22 protein-coding genes and 1 pseudogene are annotated in these 24,087 nt (G+C 62.6%); 14 read left to right on the forward strand and 9 right to left on the reverse strand.

Annotation, left to right across the window (positions count from 1 at the left end):
- Window positions 1–82 precede the first annotated feature (82 nt).
- On the reverse strand, window positions 83–526 hold the full coding sequence (locus JQ611_RS03160; RefSeq protein WP_212464483.1) for an SRPBCC family protein: 444 nt from the start codon (window positions 524–526) through the stop codon (window positions 83–85).
- 988 nt (window positions 527–1,514) lie between these two features.
- On the opposite strand from JQ611_RS03160, the gene JQ611_RS03165 reads away from it, so the two are divergent.
- Window positions 1,515–2,921 (forward strand): hypothetical protein, encoded by a 1,407-nt coding sequence (locus tag JQ611_RS03165; protein ID WP_212264892.1) that lies wholly within the window; start codon window positions 1,515–1,517, stop codon window positions 2,919–2,921.
- A gap of 3 nt (window positions 2,922–2,924) precedes the next feature.
- Window positions 2,925–4,331 (forward strand): Dyp-type peroxidase, encoded by a 1,407-nt coding sequence (locus tag JQ611_RS03170; protein ID WP_212464484.1) that lies wholly within the window; start codon window positions 2,925–2,927, stop codon window positions 4,329–4,331.
- A 290-nt stretch (window positions 4,332–4,621) separates the two neighbouring features.
- Here the strand turns inward: JQ611_RS03170 and JQ611_RS03175 are convergent, their stop codons facing one another.
- Together JQ611_RS03175 and guaA are read right to left on the reverse strand one after the other, a co-directional pair.
- Window positions 4,622–6,034: a GAF domain-containing sensor histidine kinase gene (locus JQ611_RS03175; protein WP_212464485.1), complete on the reverse strand. Its 1,413-nt coding sequence runs from the start codon at window positions 6,032–6,034 to the stop codon at window positions 4,622–4,624.
- 133 nt (window positions 6,035–6,167) lie between these two features.
- A complete protein-coding gene (guaA, locus tag JQ611_RS03180; RefSeq protein WP_212464486.1) occupies window positions 6,168–7,763 on the reverse strand; it encodes a glutamine-hydrolyzing GMP synthase in 1,596 nt (531 codons plus the stop codon).
- A gap of 133 nt (window positions 7,764–7,896) precedes the next feature.
- On the opposite strand from guaA, the gene JQ611_RS03185 reads away from it, so the two are divergent.
- Both JQ611_RS03185 and JQ611_RS03190 read left to right on the forward strand, forming a co-directional pair.
- The gene (locus tag JQ611_RS03185; protein WP_212464487.1) at window positions 7,897–8,265 is read left to right on the forward strand and encodes a nuclear transport factor 2 family protein; all 369 of its coding nucleotides are present in this window, start codon (window positions 7,897–7,899) and stop codon (window positions 8,263–8,265) included.
- Between the two features lie 217 nt (window positions 8,266–8,482).
- Window positions 8,483–8,815, forward strand: a complete 333-nt coding sequence (locus JQ611_RS03190; RefSeq protein WP_212464488.1) for a DHCW motif cupin fold protein — start codon at window positions 8,483–8,485, stop codon at window positions 8,813–8,815.
- Between the two features lie 110 nt (window positions 8,816–8,925).
- On the opposite strand, the gene JQ611_RS03195 is transcribed toward JQ611_RS03190, so the two are convergent.
- Window positions 8,926–10,224 carry an RsmB/NOP family class I SAM-dependent RNA methyltransferase gene (locus tag JQ611_RS03195; RefSeq protein ID WP_212464489.1) on the reverse strand — a complete coding sequence of 433 codons (1,299 nt, stop codon included), beginning with the start codon at window positions 10,222–10,224 and terminating at the stop codon, window positions 8,926–8,928.
- Between the two features lie 91 nt (window positions 10,225–10,315).
- Window positions 10,316–10,738, reverse strand: a complete 423-nt coding sequence (locus tag JQ611_RS03200; RefSeq protein ID WP_212264972.1) for an MAPEG family protein — start codon at window positions 10,736–10,738, stop codon at window positions 10,316–10,318.
- 189 nt (window positions 10,739–10,927) lie between these two features.
- Here JQ611_RS03200 and JQ611_RS03205 point away from each other — a divergent pair, with 189 nt between their 5' ends.
- The 9 genes from JQ611_RS03205 (at window position 10,928) to JQ611_RS03245 (ending at window position 18,588) form a co-directional block, all read left to right on the forward strand.
- The gene (locus JQ611_RS03205) at window positions 10,928–11,635 is read left to right on the forward strand and encodes an acriflavin resistance protein (RefSeq protein WP_312011857.1); all 708 of its coding nucleotides are present in this window, start codon (window positions 10,928–10,930) and stop codon (window positions 11,633–11,635) included.
- A 185-nt stretch (window positions 11,636–11,820) separates the two neighbouring features.
- The gene (locus JQ611_RS03210) at window positions 11,821–12,660 is read left to right on the forward strand and encodes a metallophosphoesterase (protein ID WP_212464490.1); all 840 of its coding nucleotides are present in this window, start codon (window positions 11,821–11,823) and stop codon (window positions 12,658–12,660) included.
- A gap of 351 nt (window positions 12,661–13,011) precedes the next feature.
- On the forward strand, window positions 13,012–13,671 hold the full coding sequence (locus JQ611_RS03215) for an amino acid ABC transporter permease (protein ID WP_212464491.1): 660 nt from the start codon (window positions 13,012–13,014) through the stop codon (window positions 13,669–13,671).
- A 13-nt stretch (window positions 13,672–13,684) separates the two neighbouring features.
- The gene (locus tag JQ611_RS03220) at window positions 13,685–14,335 is read left to right on the forward strand and encodes an amino acid ABC transporter permease (protein ID WP_212264901.1); all 651 of its coding nucleotides are present in this window, start codon (window positions 13,685–13,687) and stop codon (window positions 14,333–14,335) included.
- Window positions 14,322–15,050 carry an amino acid ABC transporter ATP-binding protein gene (locus JQ611_RS03225; RefSeq protein ID WP_212264902.1) on the forward strand — a complete coding sequence of 243 codons (729 nt, stop codon included), beginning with the start codon at window positions 14,322–14,324 and terminating at the stop codon, window positions 15,048–15,050. Before JQ611_RS03220 ends, JQ611_RS03225 begins: the two co-directional genes overlap by 14 nt.
- A 47-nt stretch (window positions 15,051–15,097) precedes the next feature.
- Complete coding sequence (locus tag JQ611_RS03230; RefSeq protein ID WP_212264903.1) at window positions 15,098–15,895, forward strand: transporter substrate-binding domain-containing protein; 798 nt, start codon at window positions 15,098–15,100, stop codon at window positions 15,893–15,895.
- A 38-nt stretch (window positions 15,896–15,933) separates the two neighbouring features.
- A complete protein-coding gene (locus JQ611_RS03235; protein WP_212034121.1) occupies window positions 15,934–16,278 on the forward strand; it encodes a RidA family protein in 345 nt (114 codons plus the stop codon).
- Between the two features lie 66 nt (window positions 16,279–16,344).
- A complete protein-coding gene (locus JQ611_RS03240) occupies window positions 16,345–17,373 on the forward strand; it encodes a succinylglutamate desuccinylase/aspartoacylase family protein (protein ID WP_212464492.1) in 1,029 nt (342 codons plus the stop codon).
- Window positions 17,374–17,523: 150 nt separating this feature from the next.
- Complete coding sequence (locus tag JQ611_RS03245; RefSeq protein WP_212464493.1) at window positions 17,524–18,588, forward strand: LacI family DNA-binding transcriptional regulator; 1,065 nt, start codon at window positions 17,524–17,526, stop codon at window positions 18,586–18,588.
- A 10-nt stretch (window positions 18,589–18,598) separates the two neighbouring features.
- Here JQ611_RS03245 and JQ611_RS03250 read toward each other — a convergent pair whose 3' ends face one another.
- The 4 genes and pseudogenes from JQ611_RS03250 to JQ611_RS03265 all read right to left on the reverse strand — a co-directional run bounded on the left by JQ611_RS03250 (window position 18,599) and on the right by JQ611_RS03265 (window position 22,475).
- Complete coding sequence (locus JQ611_RS03250) at window positions 18,599–19,618, reverse strand: NADP-dependent oxidoreductase (protein WP_212464494.1); 1,020 nt, start codon at window positions 19,616–19,618, stop codon at window positions 18,599–18,601.
- 161 nt (window positions 19,619–19,779) lie between these two features.
- On the reverse strand, window positions 19,780–20,403 hold the full coding sequence (locus tag JQ611_RS03255; RefSeq protein ID WP_212264906.1) for a hypothetical protein: 624 nt from the start codon (window positions 20,401–20,403) through the stop codon (window positions 19,780–19,782).
- 135 nt (window positions 20,404–20,538) lie between these two features.
- Entirely contained in the window at window positions 20,539–22,029 is a 1,491-nt protein-coding gene (guaB, locus tag JQ611_RS03260) for an IMP dehydrogenase (protein ID WP_212264907.1), read from the reverse strand.
- Window positions 22,030–22,225: 196 nt separating this feature from the next.
- Window positions 22,226–22,475, reverse strand: a pseudogene (locus JQ611_RS03265) (hypothetical protein).
- 136 nt (window positions 22,476–22,611) lie between these two features.
- Between JQ611_RS03265 and JQ611_RS03270 the strand changes: the two are divergent.
- Complete coding sequence (locus tag JQ611_RS03270; RefSeq protein ID WP_212264909.1) at window positions 22,612–24,087, forward strand: MFS transporter; 1,476 nt, start codon at window positions 22,612–22,614, stop codon at window positions 24,085–24,087.

A 24,087-nucleotide genomic window follows, 5' to 3' on the forward strand; every position in this document is an offset into this window, starting at 1 on the left:
TCGAGCCCGGAATCCATTCATCTACAGAGTATGTGGCCTAATGGATTCCGGGCTCGCGCCCGGCTTATCCAGCCTACGAACCCTACTGATTGATCTCGGGCTCGACCAACTTCGCCAGGTTTCGCAGCGACTCCTGCCAACCGAGATAGCAAGCCTCGACTGGAATGACGTCCGGCACACCGGCCTGCTCGATATTCACCTCGGTGCCGACCAACACCTTCTTCAGCGTCACGGTCACCTGCATCTCGCCGGGCAAGCCCGGATCATCGAATGTATTGGTGTAGCGCAGACGTTCGCCCGGAACGAGCTCGTCATATTTGCCGCCGAACGAGTGGCTTTTTTCCGTCGTGAAGTTCCGGAAGGACATCTTGAACGTACCGCCGACCTTCGGCTCTTGATGGTGCACGGTGCAGGCAAAGCCGTTCGGCGGAAGCCATTTCGCAAGCGCATCCGCTTCGAGGAACGCGCGATAGACTTTTTGCGGGCTGGTTGTCAGGACACGGTGCAAACGGATGGTGCTGGGCATGCTGATGGACCTCTTGGATTGCGGGTTGGTGCCCCGAGGACGAATGAGCCTTGATCGGGCCGACATGGTGTCTGGGATTTTTTAAAGATAACCTCACGCCTGTTCCGCCGAATGGCCCGTAGGGCGGGGTTAGCCGCCGGGTCGCGCGAATGCGCGCCCGATGATAAACTTAGCGTAACCCGCCGCTTCGTCGCGGTGAAACAATACGGTGGCACGGGGCCGCATTCTCGCGGCACGACATGCCCGAGCTATTGCTTTGGTTTCGCCCTCGAAAGACAGAGGGCGCAGGGAATGCCGGATGCGCGCTGCACCCGCGGTCTCATGTGCGATTGTGCATAAGAATGCTGCACATGAGCATACAGGGCAGCGGAGAACATCCGACATTCCCTGCGCAATGGCTTTACGGCTTATAACGCGCTCTCCCCGGTGAGACGGCCTCTATTGCCACCGTCGCCCCTCGGAAGCGTTGGCTCCCGAAAGACTTGACGCCGTTACGGGCGCCAGGACCACACGCTTTCGCCGTACGCATCAGCCGCGACCGTCAATCGCAACATCAGCGTCCACCGCAACCCGTCCCTCGTCGTGACGACGGCCGACGCCCCTCTGAGTGGGACGGGATGGGTAAAGATGTGCTCCTGATTTGGGGTCGATGGAAACAAGAATATTTTTGTTTTTCGGAATTTTTGTACTTGACATGATTTCCGATAATCATAAGTGATTTGCCCGTCGGGTTGTTTTGTCGCAGGTGGAACGACAACTTCGTTATTGCGTGAGAGGCGCGGCAGTCCAAAGCGGCGCGAGCGATCGATGGATTGCTTCCACCTTGGCTCGCGAGCTACCGCGGACAACTCCCCTTATTAACTCGACTCCGAATGTCATAAATGCTACCTTTACGTGTATTCTTTCGGGTTACCAGATTCTTCGGCATATTCGGCCGTGAAGTTCATCCGAGGCAAAGTGATTTTTAGCTTGGATAAGGGAGCACACCATGACGGATTGGTTATTCGAGGCACCCGGTGGCGTAACCGACTTCAGAAATCCGAGAAATTGGCATAATGCCATGGCAGAGGAAGCTCGTGGCATTGTCCGTCAACTCGTTGCGGACATTGTCAAGAAAAACCCAGGCGACGTGACAGACGACGAGATCGCCGAACACGCCCCCACGCTCGGCTACATCGATCCTGCGACGACCCCACCGAGTTCTCCCGGGCAGACAGTCAATATCGCTTCCTGGCCAGCATTTCCACGCGCCGTGACAAGACGAAAACCCTGGCTCGATTTCAAACCAGTGACGGGCGACAATGACGGCACGCGCCGAGCGGCGGAGCATCTGGGTGATGAGGATCACAGGCCGGGGGTATTTGTCGACCAAAATGACTGCGTGCTCCATTTGCCGGTTCGCCATCGTCAGGACGAATATCTCGAATGGGTTGGCCGCAGGAACACCGATGGAAAGCTGTCAAAAGCCATATTTGTAGCCGAGGGTTACGACTATTACTCAGAGTTGTTCGAACACGACGAAGGCAGAGCGTTGGAGTTGTATCGCGACTTCACCGAGGACTCGACAATTAGGGTAGATGATTTGCGTGCGCGGCACGGCATCTACCGAAGATTGCCCAATGGATCCCGCCTAACCGTCGCTGAACCCGGCAGCTTCAACCCGCGCAATCGCTTCAATATCAATCCGGGCATCGTACATCTCTCTCATCGAGCGAACTCGCTTGGCGCAGAAGTCAATCTGGCCGGGGTTTCCGGCATTCTTCGCTTGAAGGCCGACGGAACCATCCTTGACGGAACCAATCCCGAGGAACTGCTCTGCTGCTGCGAGGGCGGAAATCCGAATAGAAATAGCGACCCACTCATTTCGCAACAGGCCTATGGGCTGGTGCGCAACAACAAGCGCTACACGCTTGCAAATCCAGTCGGGCTCTATATCGCATCGATAAACCACCAACGCGTTCAGACCCGGGGCGGCGAAGATCTTACGCCGGATTGGTGGACAGTGGTACGCGGAAACGGCCTCGACAAGCCGAGCACCAGCCGTGTGCTTCGCCTGGAACTTGCGCCTCCCAAAAACTCAAAACTTACGCTTGAGGACCTTGAAGTTGACGGAGAACCGGTTCGCTTCGTTGGTCAACTCGCTGACTTGCTACAAGTGCACCTCTTCGTAACCGTCTGGGATCGGGAGCACGGAAGCGAGAACCCCAGCCTGCCATGTACCGGCACTTGCTGCCGCCGGCACGGCACCCAGCAATTGGTGATAACGAACGATACCTGCGCACCTGATTTTGACCTCGCCTTCCCTGGCTTGATCAAGGACCCCGCTGCAATCGTCGCGTCAACGCACAACCTGGCTGCCGTCGCCGCAACCGCGCCGCTAGATAAGGGCCGTTAAGGGGTGGAACTCGATCTACGTGAAATCCAAGGAAACGTCCTCGCTGGTTTTAATACCAATATGCAAGTCCTGATCGGACTTTCAGTCGATGCCGGCCGAGCTAGCGATGCTGCCGCTTGGCTGGCAGGGTTGGCGCCGTCGATTACGTCGATGGCGGATATCCGCGAGGAGCGCGGGATCATGAAGGCTCAACTCACCGGGGGGACCGGCGAGCGTGTCTGGCTAGGTATCGGCATTGGCTCCGATTTTCTCGCCCAAATCCGGGAAGATCTGTTTTTTTTCGATGCAGGCTTCACACTTGGGTTTCGCAAACGCGCTCGTCCGGTTCTGGGTGATCGCACGGACCAAAATGCCTGGCGGGTTGGTAGTCCCGATAACCCGCTCGACGTGCTGCTGATCTTCGGGTCGAACAATGAGGGTGCCGCTGATGGGCGCGCCGATGAACTCCTCGCCCAGGCCGCAGCGGCCGGGCTTCGCAATTCGTATCGGGAGACTGCGCGGAGGATCGACGACCTTGAGCATTTCGGCTTTCGGGACGGCGTATCGCAACCGCTGGTCAGAGGCATAGATACTGGCGGTGTCATCGATGCAGGCAACTTCGTGTTTGGCTATGCACGCAAGGCGGGCGAGAATCCTTATCTCCCAGGCGGTGACCCCAAGGGGTATCTGCGCAACGGTTCATTTTTAGTGTTTCGCCGGTTGGCGCAGGACGTGGGGGCCTTTCGTGACTTCTGCCATCGAAAAGCTAAAGCACTTGCGCAACATTTTCCTGGTTTGACTGCGGCCCATCTTGAGGCTTTGATCGTTGGCCGCTGGCCGAAGGGCGCGCTCACGCTGATCGGCGTCACCACCGATCCGGGCCAACGTCCGAACGACAACGCCTTTGATTTTCCGAGCGACCCATTATGGGCAGAATGCCCGCTGGGCGCTCACATCCGCAAGGTGAATCCTCGATCCGGCCCCAAGGACGTCGTCGATGTGTTGCGCATCCTTCGCCGCGGCATTCCGTTCGGACCGCCATTTGATAGCGACCCGCCCGCTGAACGTGGTCTGGCGTTCATATCTTACCAGACCTCCATTCAGGAGCAGTTGGAATTTCTGACCTCAGCGTGGATGAACAGTCCAGCCGCGCCGGCGGGAAGTGCGGGTCACGACCTTCTGGTTGGTCGCAATAATGGTCCGAGGAGTATGCCTATTGCTTTCCCTTCGGGAACGGTCGAACTTTCAGACGACGGACAACAGTGGATCACACCGACCGGCGGTGGCTATTTGTTCGCGCCAGGGAAAACGACCCTTGGCCGGTTGACCGAGCCGGTAGCTGCCGGCGTTGGATGGCGGGCGAGCAAGCTGCTATCCAAAGCTTCAATTTTCGTCAATAGCACGCTCGGAATCGGCGGCTTGAAGCCGTAACCCGCCGCACCACTAGGCTGTCACGGTGAAGCAATGCGGTGGATTACGCCTTCGGCTAATAATCCACCCTAAGAGCTGCCGATCGGCAGAGCGTCGCGCGCAGATGTTGTCCAGGATGCCCTTTGGCACCGGCGCAGCCGGCGCGAAGCGTCCTGGACAGCATCGAGCACGGCGCTACTCTTTCGAAATAAAGGGAGACCGCCCACTTGACCGAGGGTAGGAGGTCCTACGCGCTTCGGACAACAAATCATCGGGGGAAGACAAGCGGCGGGGTGAGGCGCGGGCCGCGCCTAACCGGGAGCGTTCAGCGGCACCAAGATAACAAACGTCGTGCCTCGTCCAGGACCGGACTCGAGCTTTATGGTACCGCGAAATCGCTGCACCACGATGTTGTGCACGATATGAAGGCCCAGCCCGGTCCCTCCCTGATTACGGTTGGTGGTAAAAAACGGGTCGAATGCGAGACGCCGCACTTCGTCGGACATTCCTTTTCCGTTATCGCTGAAGACGATTTCCACCTGGTCCGCCTCGCGCCGCGCGCTGATCCTGATGAATCCGCGCGGCATCTCCGCAAGGCCATGCACCACGGCATTGATAAACAGATTGGATAACATCTGCCCATACAGATCGGGATAAGAAGTAATCACGATGCCGTCGGGAACGTTGGTCTCCACCGTTACGTCAAGTCCGTTCAGGTGGGGCCGCAGCGTTGCCAGCATTTGGCTGGTTGCGAGTCCGAGATCGAATGAATGGCGATCCGCGGCTGTCTCGTCGACGGCGACCTGTTTGAACGATCGTACGAGTTCACTCGCCCGTTCCAGGTTGGCGACGAGCAGATTGGCGGCGTCTCGCGCGCCGGCAACGAACGCGTCGAGTTGGGAACGTCGCAGCGAACCGGCTGCCTGTTCGCCGACAAAGGCGTTGCATCGCAGGACGAGGCTCGAAGCGATCGTCAGACCCGTGCCGATCGGGCTGTTGATTTCATGTGCGATCCCGGCAGTGAGCTGGCCCAGCGACGCCAGCTTTTCGGTCTGCACCAGGCGATTTTGCGCGGAACGCAGCTCATCGAGCGACTGCGCCAACTCGTCCGAGCGCTGCCGAACCTCTTCAAAGAGCCTCACATTCTCGATGGCAACGACAGCCTGATCGGCGAACGTGTTGACCAGGTCGATGTCCCGCTGCACAAATTCTCCTTCCGAGTTGCGAGCCATGGAGAAGACGCCGATGGCCCGTCCCTCCCGCATCAACGCGACGAACATGATCGACTTGAATCCGAGCGCCTTCCGGAACGTGTAGAGGTTGGTTTTTCTATGGGTCTCGAAATCGGAGACAGTCGAGGGAATGCCGGTAAGCACTGTCCGGCCGACATAACTCTGATCGTCGATCTTGATCGGGATTTGCCGGACCATATCCGCCATCTTGCGATCGGTATGAAACACGCCAAGGGTCGTCAACGTGTCGCCGTCACGAAGCGACACCGCGCCAAGATCCGCCTTGCAAATCTGGCAGGCCGAGCGCGCGATCGTGTCCACCACGGTTCGGAGATCGAATCGGGAGCCGCCGATAACCCTCAATATAGCCGCGGTAGCCGCCTGCTGTTCAAACAGCTCGTCGCGCTCTGCGGAGACGTTTTTCAGTTTTTGTTCGAGGTCCGCAATGGTTCGGCTGCGGCCGGCCACATCGTCATCGTCGTATGCGGTCATCTAACCGGTTCCACATCGCGCCCACGCCCGGGAAACCCAGCGTACGACCGACCGCAAGTCGATGCTGAGACCCGCGCTGGATCATCGATCGCGCAAAGGCCGGACACTGAAAACCAACGACGTCAGCCGGTTCTCACTCCCACTCAATCGTCCCCGGCGGCTTGCTCGTCACGTCGTACACCACCCTATTGACCCCCTTCACCTCGTTGATAATCCTCGTCGCGGTCTCGCCGAGGAATTTCATCTCGAAGGGATAGAAGTCGGCGGTCATGCCGTCGGTGGAGGTGACGGCGCGGAGGCCGACGACGTATTCGTAGGTGCGGCCGTCGCCCATCACGCCGACGGTTTTGACCGGCAGCAGCACGGCGAAGGCCTGCCAGATCGCATCGTAGAGGCCGTGTTTCCTGATTTGATCGATATAGACGGCGTCGGCGTTGCGGAGGATGTCGAGCTTTTCCTTGGTGATGTCGCCGGGGCAGCGGATGGCGAGGCCGGGGCCCGGGAACGGGTGGCGGCCGACGAAGATTTCGGGGAGGCCTAGTTCGCGGCCCAGCACGCGGACTTCGTCCTTGAACAATTCGCGCAGGGGTTCGACCAGCTTCATGTTCATGCGATCAGGAAGGCCGCCGACATTGTGGTGGCTCTTGATCGTCACCGACGGGCCGCCGGTGAAGGAGACGCTCTCGATCACGTCGGGGTAGAGCGTGCCCTGCGCCAGGAAATCCGCGCCGCCGATCTTTTTCGCCTCAGTGTCGAACACGTCGATGAACAGGCGGCCGATGGTTTTGCGTTTTACTTCGGGATCGGTGACCCCAGCGAGTTCGCCGAGGAACTGCTTTGACGCGTCCACGTGCACCAGCGGAATGTTGTAGTGGTGCCGGAACAGGTCGACGACGGTCTTGGCTTCATCGAGCCGCAGCATGCCGTGATCGACGAACACGCAGGTGAGCTGGTCGCCGACCGCCTCGTGGATCAGCACCGCGGCGACCGCGGAATCGACGCCGCCGGAGAGGCCGCAGATCACCCTGCCCTTGCCGACCTGGGCGCGGATTTTTTCAATCGCCTCCTCGCGGAAGGCGCGCATGGTCCAGTCGCCGGTGAGGCCGGAAACCTTTCGGACGAAATTGCGGATCAGTTTGGCGCCGTCCGGCGTGTGCACCACTTCGGGGTGGAACATCAGGCCGTAATATTTGCGCTTCTCGTCCTGGATGACCGCGAACGGCGCATTGGCGCTGACGCCCGCGACCGAAAAGCCCGGCGGCATCTTGGTGATGCGGTCGCCATGGCTCATCCAGACCTGGTGCTTTTCGCCCATGCCCCAGGTGGATTCGAACAGCCGGCTCGCCGCCTTGACCTCGACGTCGGCGCGGCCGAATTCGCGGTGATGACCGCCCTCGACCTCGCCGCCGAGCTGGGCGGCCATGGTCATCTGGCCGTAGCAGATGCCAAGCACGGGAACGCCCGAGTCGAAAATGAGCTGCGGCGCGCGGGGCGAGCCGGCCTCATGCACCGATTCCGGACCGCCGGAGAGGATCACCGCTTTCGGCTTCATCTCCTGGAAGGCCTGTTCGGCTTTCTGGAACGGCACGATCTCGGAATAGACGCCCTCCTCGCGCACGCGGCGGGCGATCAGTTGCGTCACCTGACTGCCGAAATCGACGATCAGAATCTTGTCGTGCGCCGAGGCCACTGAGGGCGTCGACTCTGCTGCGGGCTGTGCTGCTGTCATGGACAGGAATTACGCGACGGGGGCCGTACTCGCAACCGCACAAACGGGGGACTCACATTCTTCTGCGGGGATGGACAGGCGCCATTATGTCAGTATTATTGACCTAATTTGGGTGACGGAAACGGAGGAAGCCATGGCAAGCCTGCCCCACGATGCCGCCGACCTCGCCGCGCTGGGGCGGGAATGGATTTCCGCCTGGAATTCGCACGATCTGGAACGCGTGCTGGCGATGTATGCCGAGGACAGCGAGATGACGTCCGACGGGATTCCGGCGCTCGATGCCTCGGGCACGCTGCGCGGCAAGGATTCCCTTCGTGCCTATTGGAGCCTGGCTCTGCAGCGGCTGCCCGGTTTGCGTTTTGAGCTGATCGATATTTTTGTGAGCCCGGACAGCGTGATCGTGTTGTATCAGAACGATCGCGGCGCGAAACTTTGCGAGTATCTGCGGCTGAATGATGAGGGCAAGATCAGGCAGGGTTCGGCCAATCATCTGGTGCATTAGAGGGTGACTTCTCCCTCGCCCCGCACTTCGCGGGGTCGAGACGAGCGAAGCTCGCTCTTAGAGGGTTGGGGTGAGGGGCTCCCTCCGCCATGGTGGTCTAACGATAGACCTGTACCCCCTCACCCGGATTGCTTCGCAATCCGACCTCTCCCCGCAAGCGGGGCGAGGTGACCAAGACGCCGGCAGTTGTGAATTCATCGTTGAGGACGCTCACCCCATGAAAATCCCGACACTCCCCTTCACCGTCACCGACTGGAGCAAGGTCGAGCCAACGACGCACACGGGTGAGACCGGTCAGGCGACGTGGCGGACGTTGAACATCGGCGACTTGCGGGTGCGGATGGTCGAGTACACGCCGGGCTACCTCGCCGATCACTGGTGCGACCGCGGGCATGTGCTCTATGTGCTGGAGGGTGAGCTCGATAGCGAGCTGCGGGATGGGCGTAAATTCAAGCTGACGGCGGGGATGAGTTATCAGGTATCGGATTTCGGCGATGCGGCGCACCGGTCGTCGACGACGACGGGGGTGAAGCTGTTTATTGTGGATTGAGCTCGGATAGTCGCTCGTTCGTCATGGCCGGGCTTGTCCCGGCCATCCACGTCTTCCTTGGCTGGTGAAGCAAAGACGTGGATGCCCGGCACAAGGCCGGGCATGACGAGTTAGCTGCGTTTCAACACCGACACAAAGAACCCGTCCGTTCCGGTCCTGCGCGGCGTCATCAGCCAACCCTCCGGCGTTTCCAGCGCGGCCTTGGCAAAATCCACCGCCTTGTCCCACAGCACGCTCGCCGTCTGTTCCGGCGGTACGACCGCAAACCCCGGATGGCGCGCGACAAAACTGCGAACCTGCGCGCCGTTTTCCGGTGGCAGCACGGAGCACGTGATGTAAGCGATCCGGCCGCCCGGCTTTACCAGAGCCGCCGCGCGATCAAGCACTTCAGCCTGGTCCTTCAAGCGCACCTCGAGCGCGCCGGGGCGCATCCGCCATTTGGCGTCGGGGTTGCGGCGCCAGGTGCCGGTGCCGGTGCACGGCGCGTCGATCACGACCAGATCGGCTGAGGCGTGGATGTCGGCCAGCGGGTCGGCGTCGCCCTTCGGCGTGCGGACATCGGCGTTGTGGATGCCGGCGCGCGACAGCCGCTCGTGGATCGGCGCGAGCTGGCGCTTGTCGTGGTCGGTGGCGATCAAACGGCCCTTGCCCTGCATCATTGCCGCTAGCGCAAGCGTCTTGCCGCCGGCGCCGGCGCAGAGGTCGATCACCTGCTCGCCGGGTTTTGCCGCCGACAGCAATGCCGCAAGCTGCGAGCCTTCATCCTGCACTTCAACTGCGCCCTTGATAAAGTCTTCCTCGGCATGGATGCCGGGGTTGCGGGCATCGGCGCCGAGTTCGATGCGCAGGCCGATCGCCGACCATGGCGTCGGCTGTGCGCCGAGATGAGAAAGCCGCGGCAACATCTTCTCGCGGTTGGCTTTTAGGGTGTTAATGCGAAGGTCGAGCGGCGCCCGGCTGGCCATCGCGGTGGCTTCCGCGACGCGGTCGTCGCCGAACACATCAGCCAGATGCGCATCCAGCCATTCCGGGTAATCGCCGGCAATGTGCGGCGGCGCGCCGTCGAGGGAACGCGAGGTCAGCGCGGAGCGTTCGCCGACGCTCAGGGGTTCCGGGGCAAAACGGCTGCCGTCGCAGAGCGCGGCAATGGCATCCGTATCGAGCTTGCGCTCAAGCCGGAGCATGCCGAGCACGCGGGCCCGCGACGTGTCGGCCTCCATCAGCCAGGCGCTCGAGGCGCGGCGGCGCAGCACGTCCCAGATCAGGCCCGAGATCGCGGCACGATCGCCGGAGCCGGCATAGCGGTGCGCGGTGCCCCACTCCTTCAGCGCCTTGGCGGCGGGAACACGCTGGGCGTCGATAGTGTCGATCAGTTCGATGGCTGCGGACAGCCGAGCGGCGGGGGTCATTCAAAGCTTTCGGTTCGAGAAGGGCGCAAGCCTTACTCTTTGAGCATGATCTTCTTCGGAAAACCGGTTCCCACTTTTCCGGATCATGCTCTCAAATCAGCAACAGCATCTTCAGCGCGAAGTAGATCCACATCGCCAGCAGCACAAGGACGCCGGCGAACCAGGCCAGCGAGCGGGTCCGGACATCGTTGGAGGTCACGAAAATCCCGGCATGGGCAAAGCGCGTCACCACGAACACCCAGGACATCAGCAGGATGAAGAAATCGGCCTTGCGCAGCGGCAGCGCCAGCGCGATCAGGATGTAGAAGAGAACCGGGATTTCGAACTGGTTGCTGTAACAATTGCCGATCTGGGTGGCCTTTTCGGGCCAGTTCGGCTGGCGCAGCGCGATGTCCTTCAGGGTGGTTTCCCTCGCTTTCAGGGCACCGGTCCGCGCCGTGGCCATCCACAGCAGCAGCGCAAAGGTGAGCCCGACCTGGGCAAAGACAGGCAGCAAGACCAGTTGAATCGACATCAGGACGCCCATGGGAATCTCCCCCGCAGGGCGTTCGCCGCCCGGCCAACCAATAGCGGGGGTGCCGCCCTGTGACAAATCAGCAGCCGCGTCCGCTTGAACCGCAATCGGCTCCGCCGTGACCAAAAGCTGGAGGGTTCAGGTCATTCCGGCTTCGGACGGCTCCGACGCGACCTTCGAGATGGCGCCATGAACATCACCTCACCGCTCTGGACCGGCGCGGCCCGTGTGGCCGAAGTACCCGGCGATTCCGTGACCTCCCTGCTCAGAATGGTTGGCGCCGGAACCGGATGGTTCGACGACAGCGTCGATGGCGGGCTTGGCATTGTGACGTCGACGCTGGCCGGTGTCGCCGCCGCGCTGGCGGTGGCCATCGTGCTGTCGGTCTATTTCCGCAGCGGCTACCGCAGCCCGCGCGACCTTTTCAAGCACGGCCTCGCCGCTGTTGTCGTGATCGCCCTCTTCGCCTTCGTGGTCTACGACGTCAGGCATGCCGCGCTGGCCTATCTCGGCATCAATCCGGCAAAACCCGCCGTGGAATTCGAAATCCGGCTGCCGAAGGCGGCGCTGACGGCAATTGCCGATACCCAGGTGGAACTGCTCACCGACCGGAACCAGAAGTTGGCCAGAGTGCAGGATGCGCTGGCCTCGACATCGGACGGCCGCAGCGTGCTCACGGGAACCGTCACGCTCGACTACCGCACCACCGAACGCATGGTGGTGCTCAATCTGCCCGGGAGAGCGCAAACCCAGTTCAAGCTGCGGCTGCCGGCCAGCCCGACGCATTCCGACAAGTTCGGGCCGTGGCATCTGGCCGACGGCATCACGCTTGCGAAGGGCGACACCGTGACACCCGAGACGCACAACGCTTTTGCGATCCGCTACCGCGTGCTGTGAGCCGATCTCTTTTCCCTTCTCCCCTTGTGAGAGGGATGGAAGACGCGGCGTTCTCAATTCGAACATCTTTTCAAACAATCCTTCAAACAACCTTCGGTTGCCTGTCGTCGGACGGGGCGGTTACCATTGGAATTCCATCATTCCGTCGCCGACAAATCTATAATCGGCGACGAAAGGATTTTCGCATGAGCTCATTCCGCCTGACCCAGATTTCCGATACCCACCTCGCCCGCCGCCTCGCAAAGCTCACCGACAATTTTCATCGCGTAGCTGCGCATATCGACGCGACGCGGCCTGATCTCGTGATCAACAGCGGCGATCTCGCATTCAGTGCCCCGACCAGCCCGGACGATCTCGCCTTCGCCAAATCGCTACACGCCGAGCTGCCGGTTGCCTGCCGCTATCTGCCCGGCAATCACGACATCGGCGACAACCCGACCGCGGTCGGACCGGTGCCGTCGCATCCGGCGAGCGAACAGCACCTGCAAAACTTTCGCGCTGTGATCGGCGAAGACCGCTGGCGGTTCGACGAAGCCGGCTGGTGTTTTGTCGGATTGAACTCGCTGATCATGAACACCGGGCTTGCCAGCGAGGCCGAGCAGTTCGACTGGCTGGCGTCGGAGCTGGCGCGCACGAACGGCAAGCCGGTCGCGCTGTTCCTGCACAAGCCGCTCTATCTCGACGCGCCCGACGATCCCGAGCTTGAGTCTTCTGCGATCCGCTACGTGCCGCAGCCGGCGCGGGCGCGGCTGATCGAGATGTTCGGCACGGTCGATCTGCGTTTAGTGGCCTCCGGCCACGTCCACCAGCGCCGCGATTTCACCTATGGCCGCATCCGCCATGTCTGGGCGCCTTCTGTGGGCTTCGTCATTCCTGGTCGCATGCAGCCGTTGATCGCGATCAAGGAAACCGGGCTGGTCGAATACCGGTTCACGCTCGACAGTTTTGAAGTCCGCCACATCAGAGCGCCCGGCCAGGTCGATGTCGACCTGGATGAGCTGCTCCAAAAAGCGCCGGCCAGCTAGCCCGCGAACCCGCGAATTCAGAATGGTCGACGGCCGTCCGCTTTGGTGGTCGTTCCGTTTCGCTCGGCCGGCTGGTCCTCGGCGCGGGCTAGGTTCCTCGTCCGCTGTCGTCCCCTCCCCGGATACGCCTTTGCCTCCTTCTTGGGCCAAAAATGGCTAAAAACTGATAATGACAACGTTGTCATTCTATCATACGGTGATCCGGTACCTCGCCACAGATGGAGCGACACATCCCCCTCGGCCTCTCCCATTCCTGCACCCAGCTCGATCGGTGGCGCGTGATCTTCGGTCCCGATGCGGACAGGACCCTGAGGCCGGTCCTGCACACCCGTTTCGGCTGAGGGAACGGCGATGAACTTCCTGCCGCTGTGGCGCTATCGCGACCAGTTGATCGATGGGACGATCGTCACGCTCGAACTGACCGTCATAGCCGCTTGCTTCGGCCTGTTGATCGGCACCGCCGGCGCCGTCGCACTCAAGGGGCGCGTGAAGCCCACGCGCTGGCTGGTGCGCAGCTACATCGAGCTGTTCCGCAATACGCCATCGTTGATCCAGCTTTTCATCGTGTTCTTCGTGCTGCCGAATTTCGGCTTGAAGCTGCCGGCGTTTGAGGCGGCGGCGGTGGCGCTGTCACTCTACTTCGGCGCCTATTCGGTCGAGATCATCCGCTCGGGCCTCGACTCCGTCCCGAAAAGCCAGATCGAGGCCGGCCAATGCCTCGGTCTCAGCGGCTGGCAGGTGTTTTTCCATGTCCTGCTGCCGCCGGCGCTGCGCAACGCCTATCCGGCGGTGACCAGCCAGTTCGTGCTGCTCCTGCTCGGGACTTCGCTCGCCTCGCAGGTCGCCGCCGACGAGCTGTTCCACGTCGCAGGCTTCATCGAGAGCCGCACCTATCGCAGCTTCGAAGTCTACGCGATCATCTGCGCGGTCTATTTCGCGATGGCGATGTCGTTCAAGATCCTGTTCGCGGTGGTAGGCGCCCTCGCCTTCCGCTGGCCCCGGCGGCGTTGAGGCAGGCCGCCGCATGCGATCCTTCTCCTTCATCGATTTCGTCTCGCTGCTCTCGGCGCTGCGCTGGACGGTGGTGCTTGTCGTCCTCGCGCTAGGCTTCGGCGCGCCGCTCGGACTTGGGCTGGCGACGGGCCGGATCAGCCGCCTCGCCCCATTGCGCTGGATCTCGGCCGCAGCGATCCAGGTGATCCAGGGCGTGCCACTGCTCGGCCTGCTCTTCTTCTTTTACTTCGGCATGCCGGTGTTCCTTGGCATCCAGGTGCCGGCGCTCGTCGCGGTTACGGTGGCCTACACGCTCTACACCGCGGCCTTCCTGGGCGAGATCTGGCGCGGCGGGCTCGAGGCCGTGAAACAGGCGCAATGGGAAGCCGGTGCCTGCCTCGGCCTGTCGCGCTGGCAGCAATTCCGCCACATCGTGGGGCCGCAGGCGCTGCGCCTGTCGCTGCCGCCGACGGTCGGCTTCCTCGTCCAACTCGTGAAGGGCACCTCGCTCGCTTCGATCATCGGCTTCGTCGAGCTGGCGCGCGCCGGCCAGGTGGTGAGCGCCGCGACCTTCCAGCCGCTCCTCACCTACGCCGTGGTCGCGGCGATCTACTTCGCAACCTGCCTGCCGCTCACGCTGTGGTCCCGTTCCCTGGAGGCTCGCCTCGATGGCTCTCGTTGAAATCCGCGACGTCCACAAGAAGTTCGGCCGGACCGACGTGCTCAACGGCGTTTCGCTCGACGTCGAAGAGGGCGAGATCGTCACGATCATCGGCCGCTCCGGCTCGGGAAAATCGACGCTGCTCCGTTGCATCAACGCGCTCGAGACGGTCGATGCCGGCGAGATTCACGTCGAGGGACAAAGGGTCCACGCCAGGATGCCGGACTTGCGGCAGTTTCGCCAGCGCGTCGGCATCGTCTTCCAGGCCTTCAACCTGTTTTCCCACCTCAAGGTCGAACGCAACATCACGCTGGCCCCATTGCTCACCGGCCGCATCGGCAAGTCCGAAGCGCGCCCGCTTGCCCTGGATGTCCTCGCCCGCGTCGGCCTCGCCGACAAGATCGACGCCTGGCCGGAGCAGCTCTCCGGCGGTCAACAACAGCGGGTGGCGATTGCCCGCTGCCTCGCCATGGCCCCGCACCTCATGCTGTTCGACGAGGTGACGTCGGCGCTCGACCCCGAACTGGTCGGCGAGGTCTTGAAGGTGATGGAGGCGATGGCGCGCCAGGGCATGACGATGATCCTTGTCACGCACGAGATGGGATTTGCCCGCAACGTCGCCGACCGCATCGTCTTCATGCACCAGGGCCGCGTCTGGGAACAGGGACCGCCGTCGAAACTGTTCGTCCGACCCGAGACCCCCGAACTCGCAAGTTTCATCGCCTCGGTGAAATGAGCACCTTCCAAGCAAACCGGCCATCGTGCCGCCACCAGGAGAGAGTTATGAGAAGATTGAAATCCCTCTTCGCTATCGCCACCACGGCGCTCGCCGTCCTCGCTGCGCCAGGTCTTGCCAGGGCCGACAAGCTGCAGGATGTGCTCGGTGCCGGACGTCTGCGCGTCGGCATCCTCACCGACGCTGCACCCTGGGGCTTCAAGGACGACAAGGGCGAAATCGCCGGCCTCGACGCCGATCTCGCCAAGCTGATTGCGGCCGATATGGGCGTGAAGCTCGAACTCGTCCCGGTGACGGGCGCGGCGCGCATCCCGAGCCTGTTGTCCGACAAGATCGATGTCCTGATCGCAGGTCTTGGTGCAACGCCGGAACGCGCCCAGCAGGTCATGTTCTCCCAGCCCTACGCGGTGGTGAATCTCGGCGTTTATGGTCCGAAGTCGATTGCCACAGCGACCGGCAAGAAGGCCGAAAACCTCGAACGCCACACCGTCGCTGTGGCCAAGGGAACGACGCTCGACGTCTGGCTCACCGACAACGCGCCAAAGGTGAAGCTGGTGCGCTTCGAGGACACTCCCGCGGCGATCGCCGCCTATCTCGCCGGCCAGGCCGATACCTTCGCCGAGAACAGCGCGATCGCGCTCAAGGTGAAAGAGCAGAATCCAACCAAGGAGGTCGAGCTGAAGTTCCTCATCCGTCAGTCGCCGGCGCATATCGGCTTGCGGCAGGGCGAGCAGAATCTGCTCAACTGGATCAACACCGACCTCTTCACCAACAAGCTGAACGGCAAGCTCGGCGCTCTGCAGCTGAAGTGGTTCAAGGAAGAGCAGTCACTGCCGACCTTGTGAGTTCAGGCGAACTTCTTTTTTCTCAAGGAGCTGCAAACATGATTGAACGTTATTTGGTCGGCCCGCGCATGAGCCAGGCCGTTGTCTGCGCCGGCATGGTGCATATCGCCGGCCAGGTGGCCGACGACCGCAAGGCGGGGATCGTTTCCCAGACGAGCCAGGTACTCGGCAAGATCGAGGCGCTGCTGAAGCAGGCGGGATCCGATCGCTCCAGGCTGGTCGCGGTCAACGTCTTCCTGCCGCACATCACCGACTTCGAGGCGATGAACTCGGTGTGGGACGCCTGGATCGATCCCGCCAATCCGCCTGCACGCGCCTGCGTCGAAGCGCGGCTCGCCGACCCCGATTTGCGCGTCGAGATGACGGCCGTCGCCGCCGTCTGAGACGCGCTTCGTGCTCTCCTTCAACCTTCGGCCGGCGTCGGTGACGACGCGGCCCTGAGGCATCCAATGCATACCGGACTTTTCCACGAGATCGACTTCGACGCCGACCACAAATGGTCCGGCCACCTCAGCATCCCGTTCTCGATCGATCGATCGCCGTATTTTCAGGTCAAGATTCCGATCTTCCGGATCCGCAACGGTGCGGGCCCTCGGGTTCTGCTGATGGCAGGTAACCACGGCGACGAATACGAGGGTGAGATCACGCTCGCGCGGCTGTTTCGCCGGCTCGATCCCGCCATCATCAAGGGCGCGGTGACGATCCTGCCCTTCGCCAATCTCCCGGCGGTGATGGCAGCCCGCCGACGCTCGCCGCTTGACGAGGGCAATCTCAACCGCGCCTTCCCTGGCGACCCCTCGGGCACGCCGACTTTCCGGCTCGCTCATTTCCTCGAACATGAACTCTTCCCCCGCCACGACGTGATCTTCGACATCCATTCCGGTGGGACGTCGATGGCGCATCTGCCTTGCGCCCTGATCGAGCGCCAAGGCCCGCCGGACATGTTCGCCCGCGCGCTCAGTCTCATGGAGGGGCTCGGAATGCCGTTCGCCTTCGTCGCCGAAAACGGTCCCGAAGCCCCGACCTCGATGGCAGCCGCCGCGCGGGCCCGAGCGATCGGCATCTCCGGCGAATTCGGCTCCGGCGGCACCGTCACGCCGCAGACGATGGCCCTGACCGCCCGGGCCGTGGACCGCCTGCTGCTCGCGCTTGGCATCATTGATGCACCGGTGCTCGGCCCACACGTCCCCATCGAAGGACAAACCGAACTGCTGGCGCTGGAGAGCCACGCCCAGGCGGTGTTCGCGACACGGCGCGGCTGGTTCGAACCGGCGGTCGTGGTCGGCGCGCGGGTTGGGGACGGCGACGTGGCGGGCTGGTACCACGATTTCGAACGACCCGAGGCGCCGGAGGAAGTGCTGCACTTCCCCGCCGCCGGGATCGTGATCTCGCAACGTCTCCACACGGACTGCCAGAGCGGTGATTGCCTGGTCCAGGTTGGCCGGCCGTTGACACGGGGTGAGGTTTCGGGCCGATGAGATTTTGATGCGCGAAACGACTCTAGAGCGTTTTCCAGCGAAGTGGACGCCGGTTCGCGTCAAGAAAACGCGTCAAATCAAGAATCTAGAGCCCCGTTCCGATTTCATCGGAACGGAAAAGGCTCTAGACAACGCCAGCACTTGGGTTCGATGGCCGATCCGACCGTGACAACCTTCGATGATGTCGTGCGAATTCCGGCGCCGCCCGGGCGCGGCACTGCGGTCGGGCGACCGCCGCGCATCGAAGAGGTGGCGGAACGCGCCGGGGTCTCCCCGATCACGGTGTCGCGGGTGCTGCGTCATCCCGAGAAGGTCAATCGCGAGACCCGCGACCGCATTCTGGGGATCATCGAGGCGACCGGATACGCTTCCAACCCTCACGCGCGGGCGTTGCGTTCGGGCCGCTCCAACGTCGTCATTGCCTTCGTCTCCAACATCCTCAGCCAGCAGTTCGGCCTGGCCGTTCGAAGCTTCGCTGCGGCGCTCGAGCCGGAAGGATACGAAGTGCTGGTCGGTCAGACCTCCTACTCCTATGCCCGGGAAGTGGCGATGCTGCAGTCGCTGCGCGGCATCCGGCCGGCGGCCGTGCTGTTTACCGGCGTGATCGAGCTCGAAGAGAACCGGGCCGCCCTGCAGGAACTGGCCATTCCGGTGATCGAGACATGGGCCTATCCGCGTGATCCGATCGACATGCTCGTCGGATTCTCCAATGCGGATGCCGGAGCGATGGCGGCACGGCGACTGGCGACCGCCGGACATCGCCGCGTTGCCTTCATCGGTCGCAGCAGCGGCCGCGGCGCGCTACGCCGCGACGGTTTTCGGGCAGCCGCTGGAAAACTCGGCATCGAGATCGTGCACGAGATCGCCGTCGGCGAGATCACAGGGCTTGTCGACGGCCGCACCGCCTTCGGCGCCCTTCTCGCCCGCGGCGATCCGGTCGACGCCGTCTTCTGCGCCAACGATCTATTGGCGACGGGAGCGCTGATCGAAGCGCGCTCCCGCGGCCTGTCCGTGCCGCGCGATCTTGCGTTGCTCGGCTTCGGCGACAACGACGTGGCGGATCAGATGACGCCGGGCCTCACCACGATCGCATTTGATTCCGCGGCGATCGGCCGGATCGCCGGCGAACTTCTGCTGGCGCGTCTGGCCGGTACGCCGCATGCCGTGCAGCGACACGCGGTCGAACTCTTCTTCGTCGAGCGCGGCAGCATCTGAGACCTACTCCCTACGCCTTGTCCGGCCCGACGCGCACCAGCTGCTTGCCGAAATTGGCGCCCTTGAGCAGGCCCATGAACGCAGCGGGCGCGCTGTCGAGACCTTCGGTGACGAATTCCTTGTGCTTGATCTTGCCTTCGCGGAACCACCCCGACATGTCGCGCAGGAAGTCGCCATGGCGCGCGGCAAAATCGCTGACGATGAAGCCGCGGATGGTGAGGCGCTTGGTCAGCACCGCGCGCATCATCTTGCCGGCCCATTTCGGCGAGGTCTCGCCGAAATTATTGTATTCGGCGATCAAGCCGCAGACCGGCATCCGCGCGAACGCGTTGAGCTGCGGAAACACCGCATCGAACACCGCGCCGCCGACGTTCTCGAAATAGACGTCGATGCCCTTCGGGCAGGCGTCCTTCAGTTTTGCGGCGAGATCCGGATCGCGGTGATCGAGGCAATCGTCGAAGCCGAGTTCCTTTTTGACGTAGTCGCATTTGTCCTTGCCGCCGGCGATGCCGATCGCCCGCGCGCCCTTGATCCGCGCGATCTGCCCAACGGCCGACCCGACGGCGCCGGAGGCCGCGGCCACCACGACGGTCTCGCCCGGCTGCGGCTTGCCGATATCGAGCAGGCCGGTATAGGCGGTCATGCCGGGCATGCCGAGCACACCGACCGCGGTCGAGATCGGCGCGAGCTTCGGATCGATCTTGGCGAGTCCCTTGCCGTCGGAAATCGCATGCGTCTGCCAGCCGGCGCGCGACAGCACGATGTCGCCTTTCGCAAAACCGGGATTGTTCGAGGCGATCACCTCGCTGACCGTGCCGCCTTCCATCACGCCGTCGATCGGCACCGGCGCCGCATAGGACGGGCCGTCACTCATCCGCCCGCGCATGTAGGGATCGAGCGACAGCCAGATGGTGCGCAGCAGGACCTGGCCCTCACCGGGCGTCGGCGCGGTATATTCCTCGAGGCGGAAGTCGGATGGCTTCGGTTCGCCCACGGGGCGAGCAGCGAGAACGATGCGTTTTGCGGACATGGTTGTTTCCTCCGGATTGTTATTTGTCGTCATTGCGAGCGTAGCGATGATGCTACGTCATTCCGGGATGGTGCGTAAGCACCAGACCCGGAATCTCGAGATTCCGGGTTCGATGCTTCGCATCGCCCCGGAATGACGTCTGATATTACCGTACTCGAATATCAGGCCGCGATTTTTGCCAGCGCGGCCTCAAACGCCGCCGCAGCGCTTGGCAAATCCGCGAAAGCAAGCCCGCTATCGGCGGTCTGCTTCTGGTCCGCGGTCGCGGTGGGACGCACTTCCGCGATCGGCTTTGCCCCATCGAGCAAGGCCGCCGGCGCGATCACGTGAAATTCATGGGTTTCGACCGGCTGATCCTTCAGCAGGAAGACACTGAGCGAGACGATGTCAGTACCTCGCCGATAGGAAATATAGCGGTCGACCGCCACCGAACCGTCGCGCTGCATGCCGCCGAGTTTTGCAAAGCCCTTGGAGTCGAGCAGCTTGTGGGCCTTGAAACCCTTGATGCCAACCGACTTCGCTTTCGCGGTCTCTTCCGACAGATCGAATTTGGCGGCCATCGCCTTGCCGATTTCGGCGAGCTGCTCCGACATCGCGTGCTCGAACTCTTTTGCCTCGGTGCGCGGCTTCGATGCCTTGCCTGGCTTGGCCGCGTTGCGCTTTTGCAGCTCGGCGTTGCACCGCGCGATGATATCAGCCGCGGCTTTCCGCTCGGCGTTGACGAGCAGATTCTTCAAATCCTGATTTGAAAGCGCGGCAATCCTGTCGTCCGACCAATCGACCATGATGTTCAATTTCTTTCAAAAACAGCGCTGCTAGCGCATGAAGGCAGCGTCATTCCGGGATGGTCCGGACCAGGCCCGGGATCTCGAGATTCCGGGTTCGATGCTGCGCATCGCCCCGGAATGACGGGCCTTAGCTCAAACTCCGCCCGGATAGTTCGGGCTTTCGCGGGTGATGGTGACGTCGTGGACATGGCTTTCGCGCAGGCCCGCACCGGTGATGCGCACGAACTGCGCCTTCTCGTGGAATTCGGCGAGGTTGCGCGCGCCGACATAGCCCATTGCCGCGCGAAGACCGCCGGCGAGCTGGTGCATGACGTTGCCGACCGGGCCCTTATACGGCACCTGGCCCTCGATGCCCTCGGGCACCAGCTTGAGCGTGTCCTTGATGTCCTGCTGGAAGTAACGGTCCGCCGAGCCGCGCGCCATCGCGCCGACCGAGCCCATGCCACGATAGGCCTTGTAGGAACGGCCCTGCCACAAGAACACTTCGCCCGGGGTCTCGTCGGTGCCGGCGAGCAAGGAGCCGACCATGGCGATGTCGGCGCCGGCGGCGAGCGCCTTGGCCAGATCGCCGGAATATTTGATGCCGCCGTCGGCGATCACGGGGATGTCGGATTTCTTGGCGGCTTCGACCGCATCCATGATCGCTGTCAGTTGCGGCACGCCGACACCGGCGACGATGCGCGTGGTGCAGATCGAACCCGGCCCGATGCCGACCTTGATCGCATCCGCACCGGCATCGATCAGCGCCTGCGCGCCTTCCTTGGTGGCGATGTTGCCGGCGATGACCTGCACGGCGTTGGAAAGCCGCTTGATGCGATTGACGGCTTCCAGCACCCGCGAGGAGTGGCCGTGCGCGGTATCCACCACGATGAGGTCGACACCGGCGTCGATCAGCAGCTCGGTGCGCTCAAAGCCGCCCTCGCCGACCGTAGTCGCCGCCGCGACGCGAAGCCGTCCCTGCGCGTCCTTGCAGGCGAGCGGATGCGCGACCGCCTTTTCCATGTCTTTCACGGTAATCAGGCCGACGCAGCGATATTGCTCGTCGACCACCAGCAGCTTTTCGATGCGATGCTTGTGCAGCATCCGCTTCGCCTCGTCCTGGCTGACGCCTTCGCGCACCGTGACGAGGCCTTCATGCGTCATCAGCTCGGAGATTTTTTGCCTGGGGTCGGTGGCAAAACGGACGTCGCGGTTGGTGAGGATGCCGACCAGCTTGCCGGGAACGCCCTTGGAGGCACCGGTGACCACGGGAATGCCGGAGAAGCCGTGATCGGTCATCAACGTCATCGCGTCCGACAGCATGGCGTCGGGGCCGATGGTCAGCGGATTGACCACCATGCCGGATTCGTACTTTTTGACCTGCCGCACCTGGGCGGCCTGGCCTTCGGGATCGAAATTGCGGTGAATGACGCCGACGCCGCCGGCCTGCGCCATCGCGATCGCCATCCGCGCTTCGGTCACCGTATCCATTGCGGAAGCAATGATCGGGATGTTGAGCGGGATTGCGCGGGTCACGCGGGAGCGGATATCCGCCTCCGAGGGCAGGATGTCGGAAAGACCGGGTTTGAGCAGCACGTCGTCGAACGTGTAGGCTTCGCGGATAGCCTGAAGTCCCTGCGCCATTTGCCAACTCCTTTCGGCGGCCTTCCGCCGCATATTATTTAAGATGAACGTCGCCTTCGGCTGCGCGAGCGGCGCTGCCGTCGAATCGAAGCCCATCGGTGGGGTTGACGGTGGTCGATAGCATGGCGGACGGCCGAATCAAAGCGTTTGGCCGCTATGCACAGGCTTTTCCCGAAAAGCCCTTAGTTAAAGGGCCTTAACGTTGATATCCGGGCGGCGGGCCGTGCTGGCGGATCGCCTCAACCACCTCCCGGTGCCGGCGGTCCTCCCGCTTCATGTGAACCGCGATGAGCGCATGCGCCGACGGCACCAGCAGCAGGACGTGGAAAAACAGGCCGAAAACCAGGCAAAAACACCAGCAGAACGAGGTTGAAGATCGCCGAAAATGGCTGTCCGTTCAGGAGCAGCCCAAGTGGCGGCAACAGCGCGGCGAGCAGGTAGATCATCGTCGGGTCTCCGGTGGCGCCAGCTAGCGGCGTCACGCAGGATTTAGGTGGTTTGCACGGTTCCGCAATGGCTTGTCCGACAGCGGGGTGATACAGCCCAATTCACCCCGCCTGCCCTCCCGCACCCCGATTCCCGATGGACAAACAGCGCCTGATCCCGCTCATCGTGGCCACCGCCCTGTTCATGGAAAACATGGACGCGACGGTCATTGCGACGTCGCTGCCGGCGATCGCGGCTGATATCGGCACCAGTCCCCTGACGCTGAAACTGGCGATCACGTCCTACCTCCTCTCGCTCGCGGTGTTCATTCCCGCCAGCGGCTGGACCGCCGACCGCTTCGGCGCGCGGATGGTATTTTCCATCGCCATCGGCGTCTTCATGCTGGGATCGATCGGCTGCGCGATGTCGACGTCGGTCACGCATTTCGTGATCGCGCGCATCCTGCAGGGTCTCGGCGGCGCGATGATGACGCCGGTCGGACGACTGGTGCTGCTGCGCTCGATCGACAAAAGCGGGCTGGTGCAGGCGATGACATGGGTGACGGTGCCGGCGCTGATCGGCCCGGTGATCGGGCCGCCGCTCGGCGGCTTCATCACCACCTATTTCTCCTGGCACTGGATCTTCCTGATCAACATTCCGATCGGGCTGCTCGGCATCTTCATGGCGATGAAATACATCGATCCGATCCGCAGCGAAGACCCGGAGCGGTTCGATCTCTACGGGCTGGTGCTGGCGGGCATTGGCCTCGCCGGCATCGCCTTCGGCCTCTCGGTCGCCGGGCTCAATCTCCTGCCGTGGACGGTCGTCGCGGGCCTGGTTGCGGTGGGTTCGATCTCGATGGCGCTCTATATGGTGCACGCGCGGAAGACGGGTTCGCCGGTCCTCGACTTCTCGATGCTGCGGCTACAGACGCTGCGCGCCAGCATCTATGGCGGCTTCCTGTTCCGGCTCGGCATCGGCGCGCTGCCATTCCTGCTGCCGCTGCTGATGCAGGAAGGTTTTGGGCTAACGCCGTTCCAGTCCGGCCTCGTGACGTTCTCGTCCGCGGTCGGCGCCATGGGCATGAAAACGCTGGCCGCGCGCATCATCCGCACCTTCGGCTTTCGCAACATGATGGCGGTCAACGCCATCATCAGCTCGGTATTTCTCGCCGCCTGCGCCCTGTTCACGATCACGACGCCGCTGACGCTGATCTTCCTCATCCTCGTGGTCGGCGGCTTCTTCCGCTCGCTGCAATTCACCGCGATCAACACCGTCGCTTATGCAGAAGTCGAACCGGCGCAGATGAGCCGCGCCACCACGCTTGTGAGCGTCAACCAGCAGCTGGCGACCTCGGCCGGCGTCGCCGTCGGCGCGTTCTCGGTGGAATCGACCATGCTGTGGCATCACGCCACCGAACTGGATGCAACCATGTTCGGCCCGGCCTTCATCGTGGTCGCGATCATCTCGGCGGTGTCGGCCTGGTTCTTCTGGCAGATGCCCGATGACGCCGGGCACGAAATTTCGGGCCGCAAAGCGGTCGAGATTTCCAGCCGCAAGGGCGCAGAAAAGGCCGCGACCAAAGCCGCCAGCGAAGGCACCGAGGACGCGCGCGATCAGCGGCTGGGATAG

Origin of the sequence: Bradyrhizobium sp. AUGA SZCCT0182, assembly GCF_018130185.1 — a bacterium.
GTDB lineage: Bacteria > Pseudomonadota > Alphaproteobacteria > Rhizobiales > Xanthobacteraceae > Bradyrhizobium.

Coding starts and splice junctions, on each gene's coding strand:
- JQ611_RS03195 (WP_212464489.1), bottom strand. CDS start 10,224: ATGACCCCCGCCGCTCGGCTGTCCGCAGCCATCGAACTGATCGACACT.
- JQ611_RS03200 (WP_212264972.1), bottom strand. CDS start 10,738: ATGTCGATTCAACTGGTCTTGCTGCCTGTCTTTGCCCAGGTCGGGCTC.
- JQ611_RS03220 (WP_212264901.1), top strand. CDS start 13,685: ATGCGATCCTTCTCCTTCATCGATTTCGTCTCGCTGCTCTCGGCGCTG.
- JQ611_RS03230 (WP_212264903.1), top strand. CDS start 15,098: ATGAGAAGATTGAAATCCCTCTTCGCTATCGCCACCACGGCGCTCGCC.
- JQ611_RS03215 (WP_212464491.1), top strand. CDS start 13,012: ATGAACTTCCTGCCGCTGTGGCGCTATCGCGACCAGTTGATCGATGGG.
- guaB (WP_212264907.1), bottom strand. CDS start 22,029: ATGGCGCAGGGACTTCAGGCTATCCGCGAAGCCTACACGTTCGACGAC.
- JQ611_RS03245 (WP_212464493.1), top strand. CDS start 17,524: ATGGCCGATCCGACCGTGACAACCTTCGATGATGTCGTGCGAATTCCG.
- JQ611_RS03235 (WP_212034121.1), top strand. CDS start 15,934: ATGATTGAACGTTATTTGGTCGGCCCGCGCATGAGCCAGGCCGTTGTC.
- JQ611_RS03160 (WP_212464483.1), bottom strand. CDS start 526: ATGCCCAGCACCATCCGTTTGCACCGTGTCCTGACAACCAGCCCGCAA.
- guaA (WP_212464486.1), bottom strand. CDS start 7,763: ATGACAGCAGCACAGCCCGCAGCAGAGTCGACGCCCTCAGTGGCCTCG.
- JQ611_RS03185 (WP_212464487.1), top strand. CDS start 7,897: ATGGCAAGCCTGCCCCACGATGCCGCCGACCTCGCCGCGCTGGGGCGG.
- JQ611_RS03210 (WP_212464490.1), top strand. CDS start 11,821: ATGAGCTCATTCCGCCTGACCCAGATTTCCGATACCCACCTCGCCCGC.
- JQ611_RS03175 (WP_212464485.1), bottom strand. CDS start 6,034: ATGACCGCATACGACGATGACGATGTGGCCGGCCGCAGCCGAACCATT.
- JQ611_RS03270 (WP_212264909.1), top strand. CDS start 22,612: ATGGACAAACAGCGCCTGATCCCGCTCATCGTGGCCACCGCCCTGTTC.
- JQ611_RS03240 (WP_212464492.1), top strand. CDS start 16,345: ATGCATACCGGACTTTTCCACGAGATCGACTTCGACGCCGACCACAAA.
- JQ611_RS03225 (WP_212264902.1), top strand. CDS start 14,322: ATGGCTCTCGTTGAAATCCGCGACGTCCACAAGAAGTTCGGCCGGACC.
- JQ611_RS03190 (WP_212464488.1), top strand. CDS start 8,483: ATGAAAATCCCGACACTCCCCTTCACCGTCACCGACTGGAGCAAGGTC.
- JQ611_RS03250 (WP_212464494.1), bottom strand. CDS start 19,618: ATGTCCGCAAAACGCATCGTTCTCGCTGCTCGCCCCGTGGGCGAACCG.
- JQ611_RS03205 (WP_312011857.1), top strand. CDS start 10,928: ATGAACATCACCTCACCGCTCTGGACCGGCGCGGCCCGTGTGGCCGAA.
- JQ611_RS03165 (WP_212264892.1), top strand. CDS start 1,515: ATGACGGATTGGTTATTCGAGGCACCCGGTGGCGTAACCGACTTCAGA.
- JQ611_RS03255 (WP_212264906.1), bottom strand. CDS start 20,403: ATGGTCGATTGGTCGGACGACAGGATTGCCGCGCTTTCAAATCAGGAT.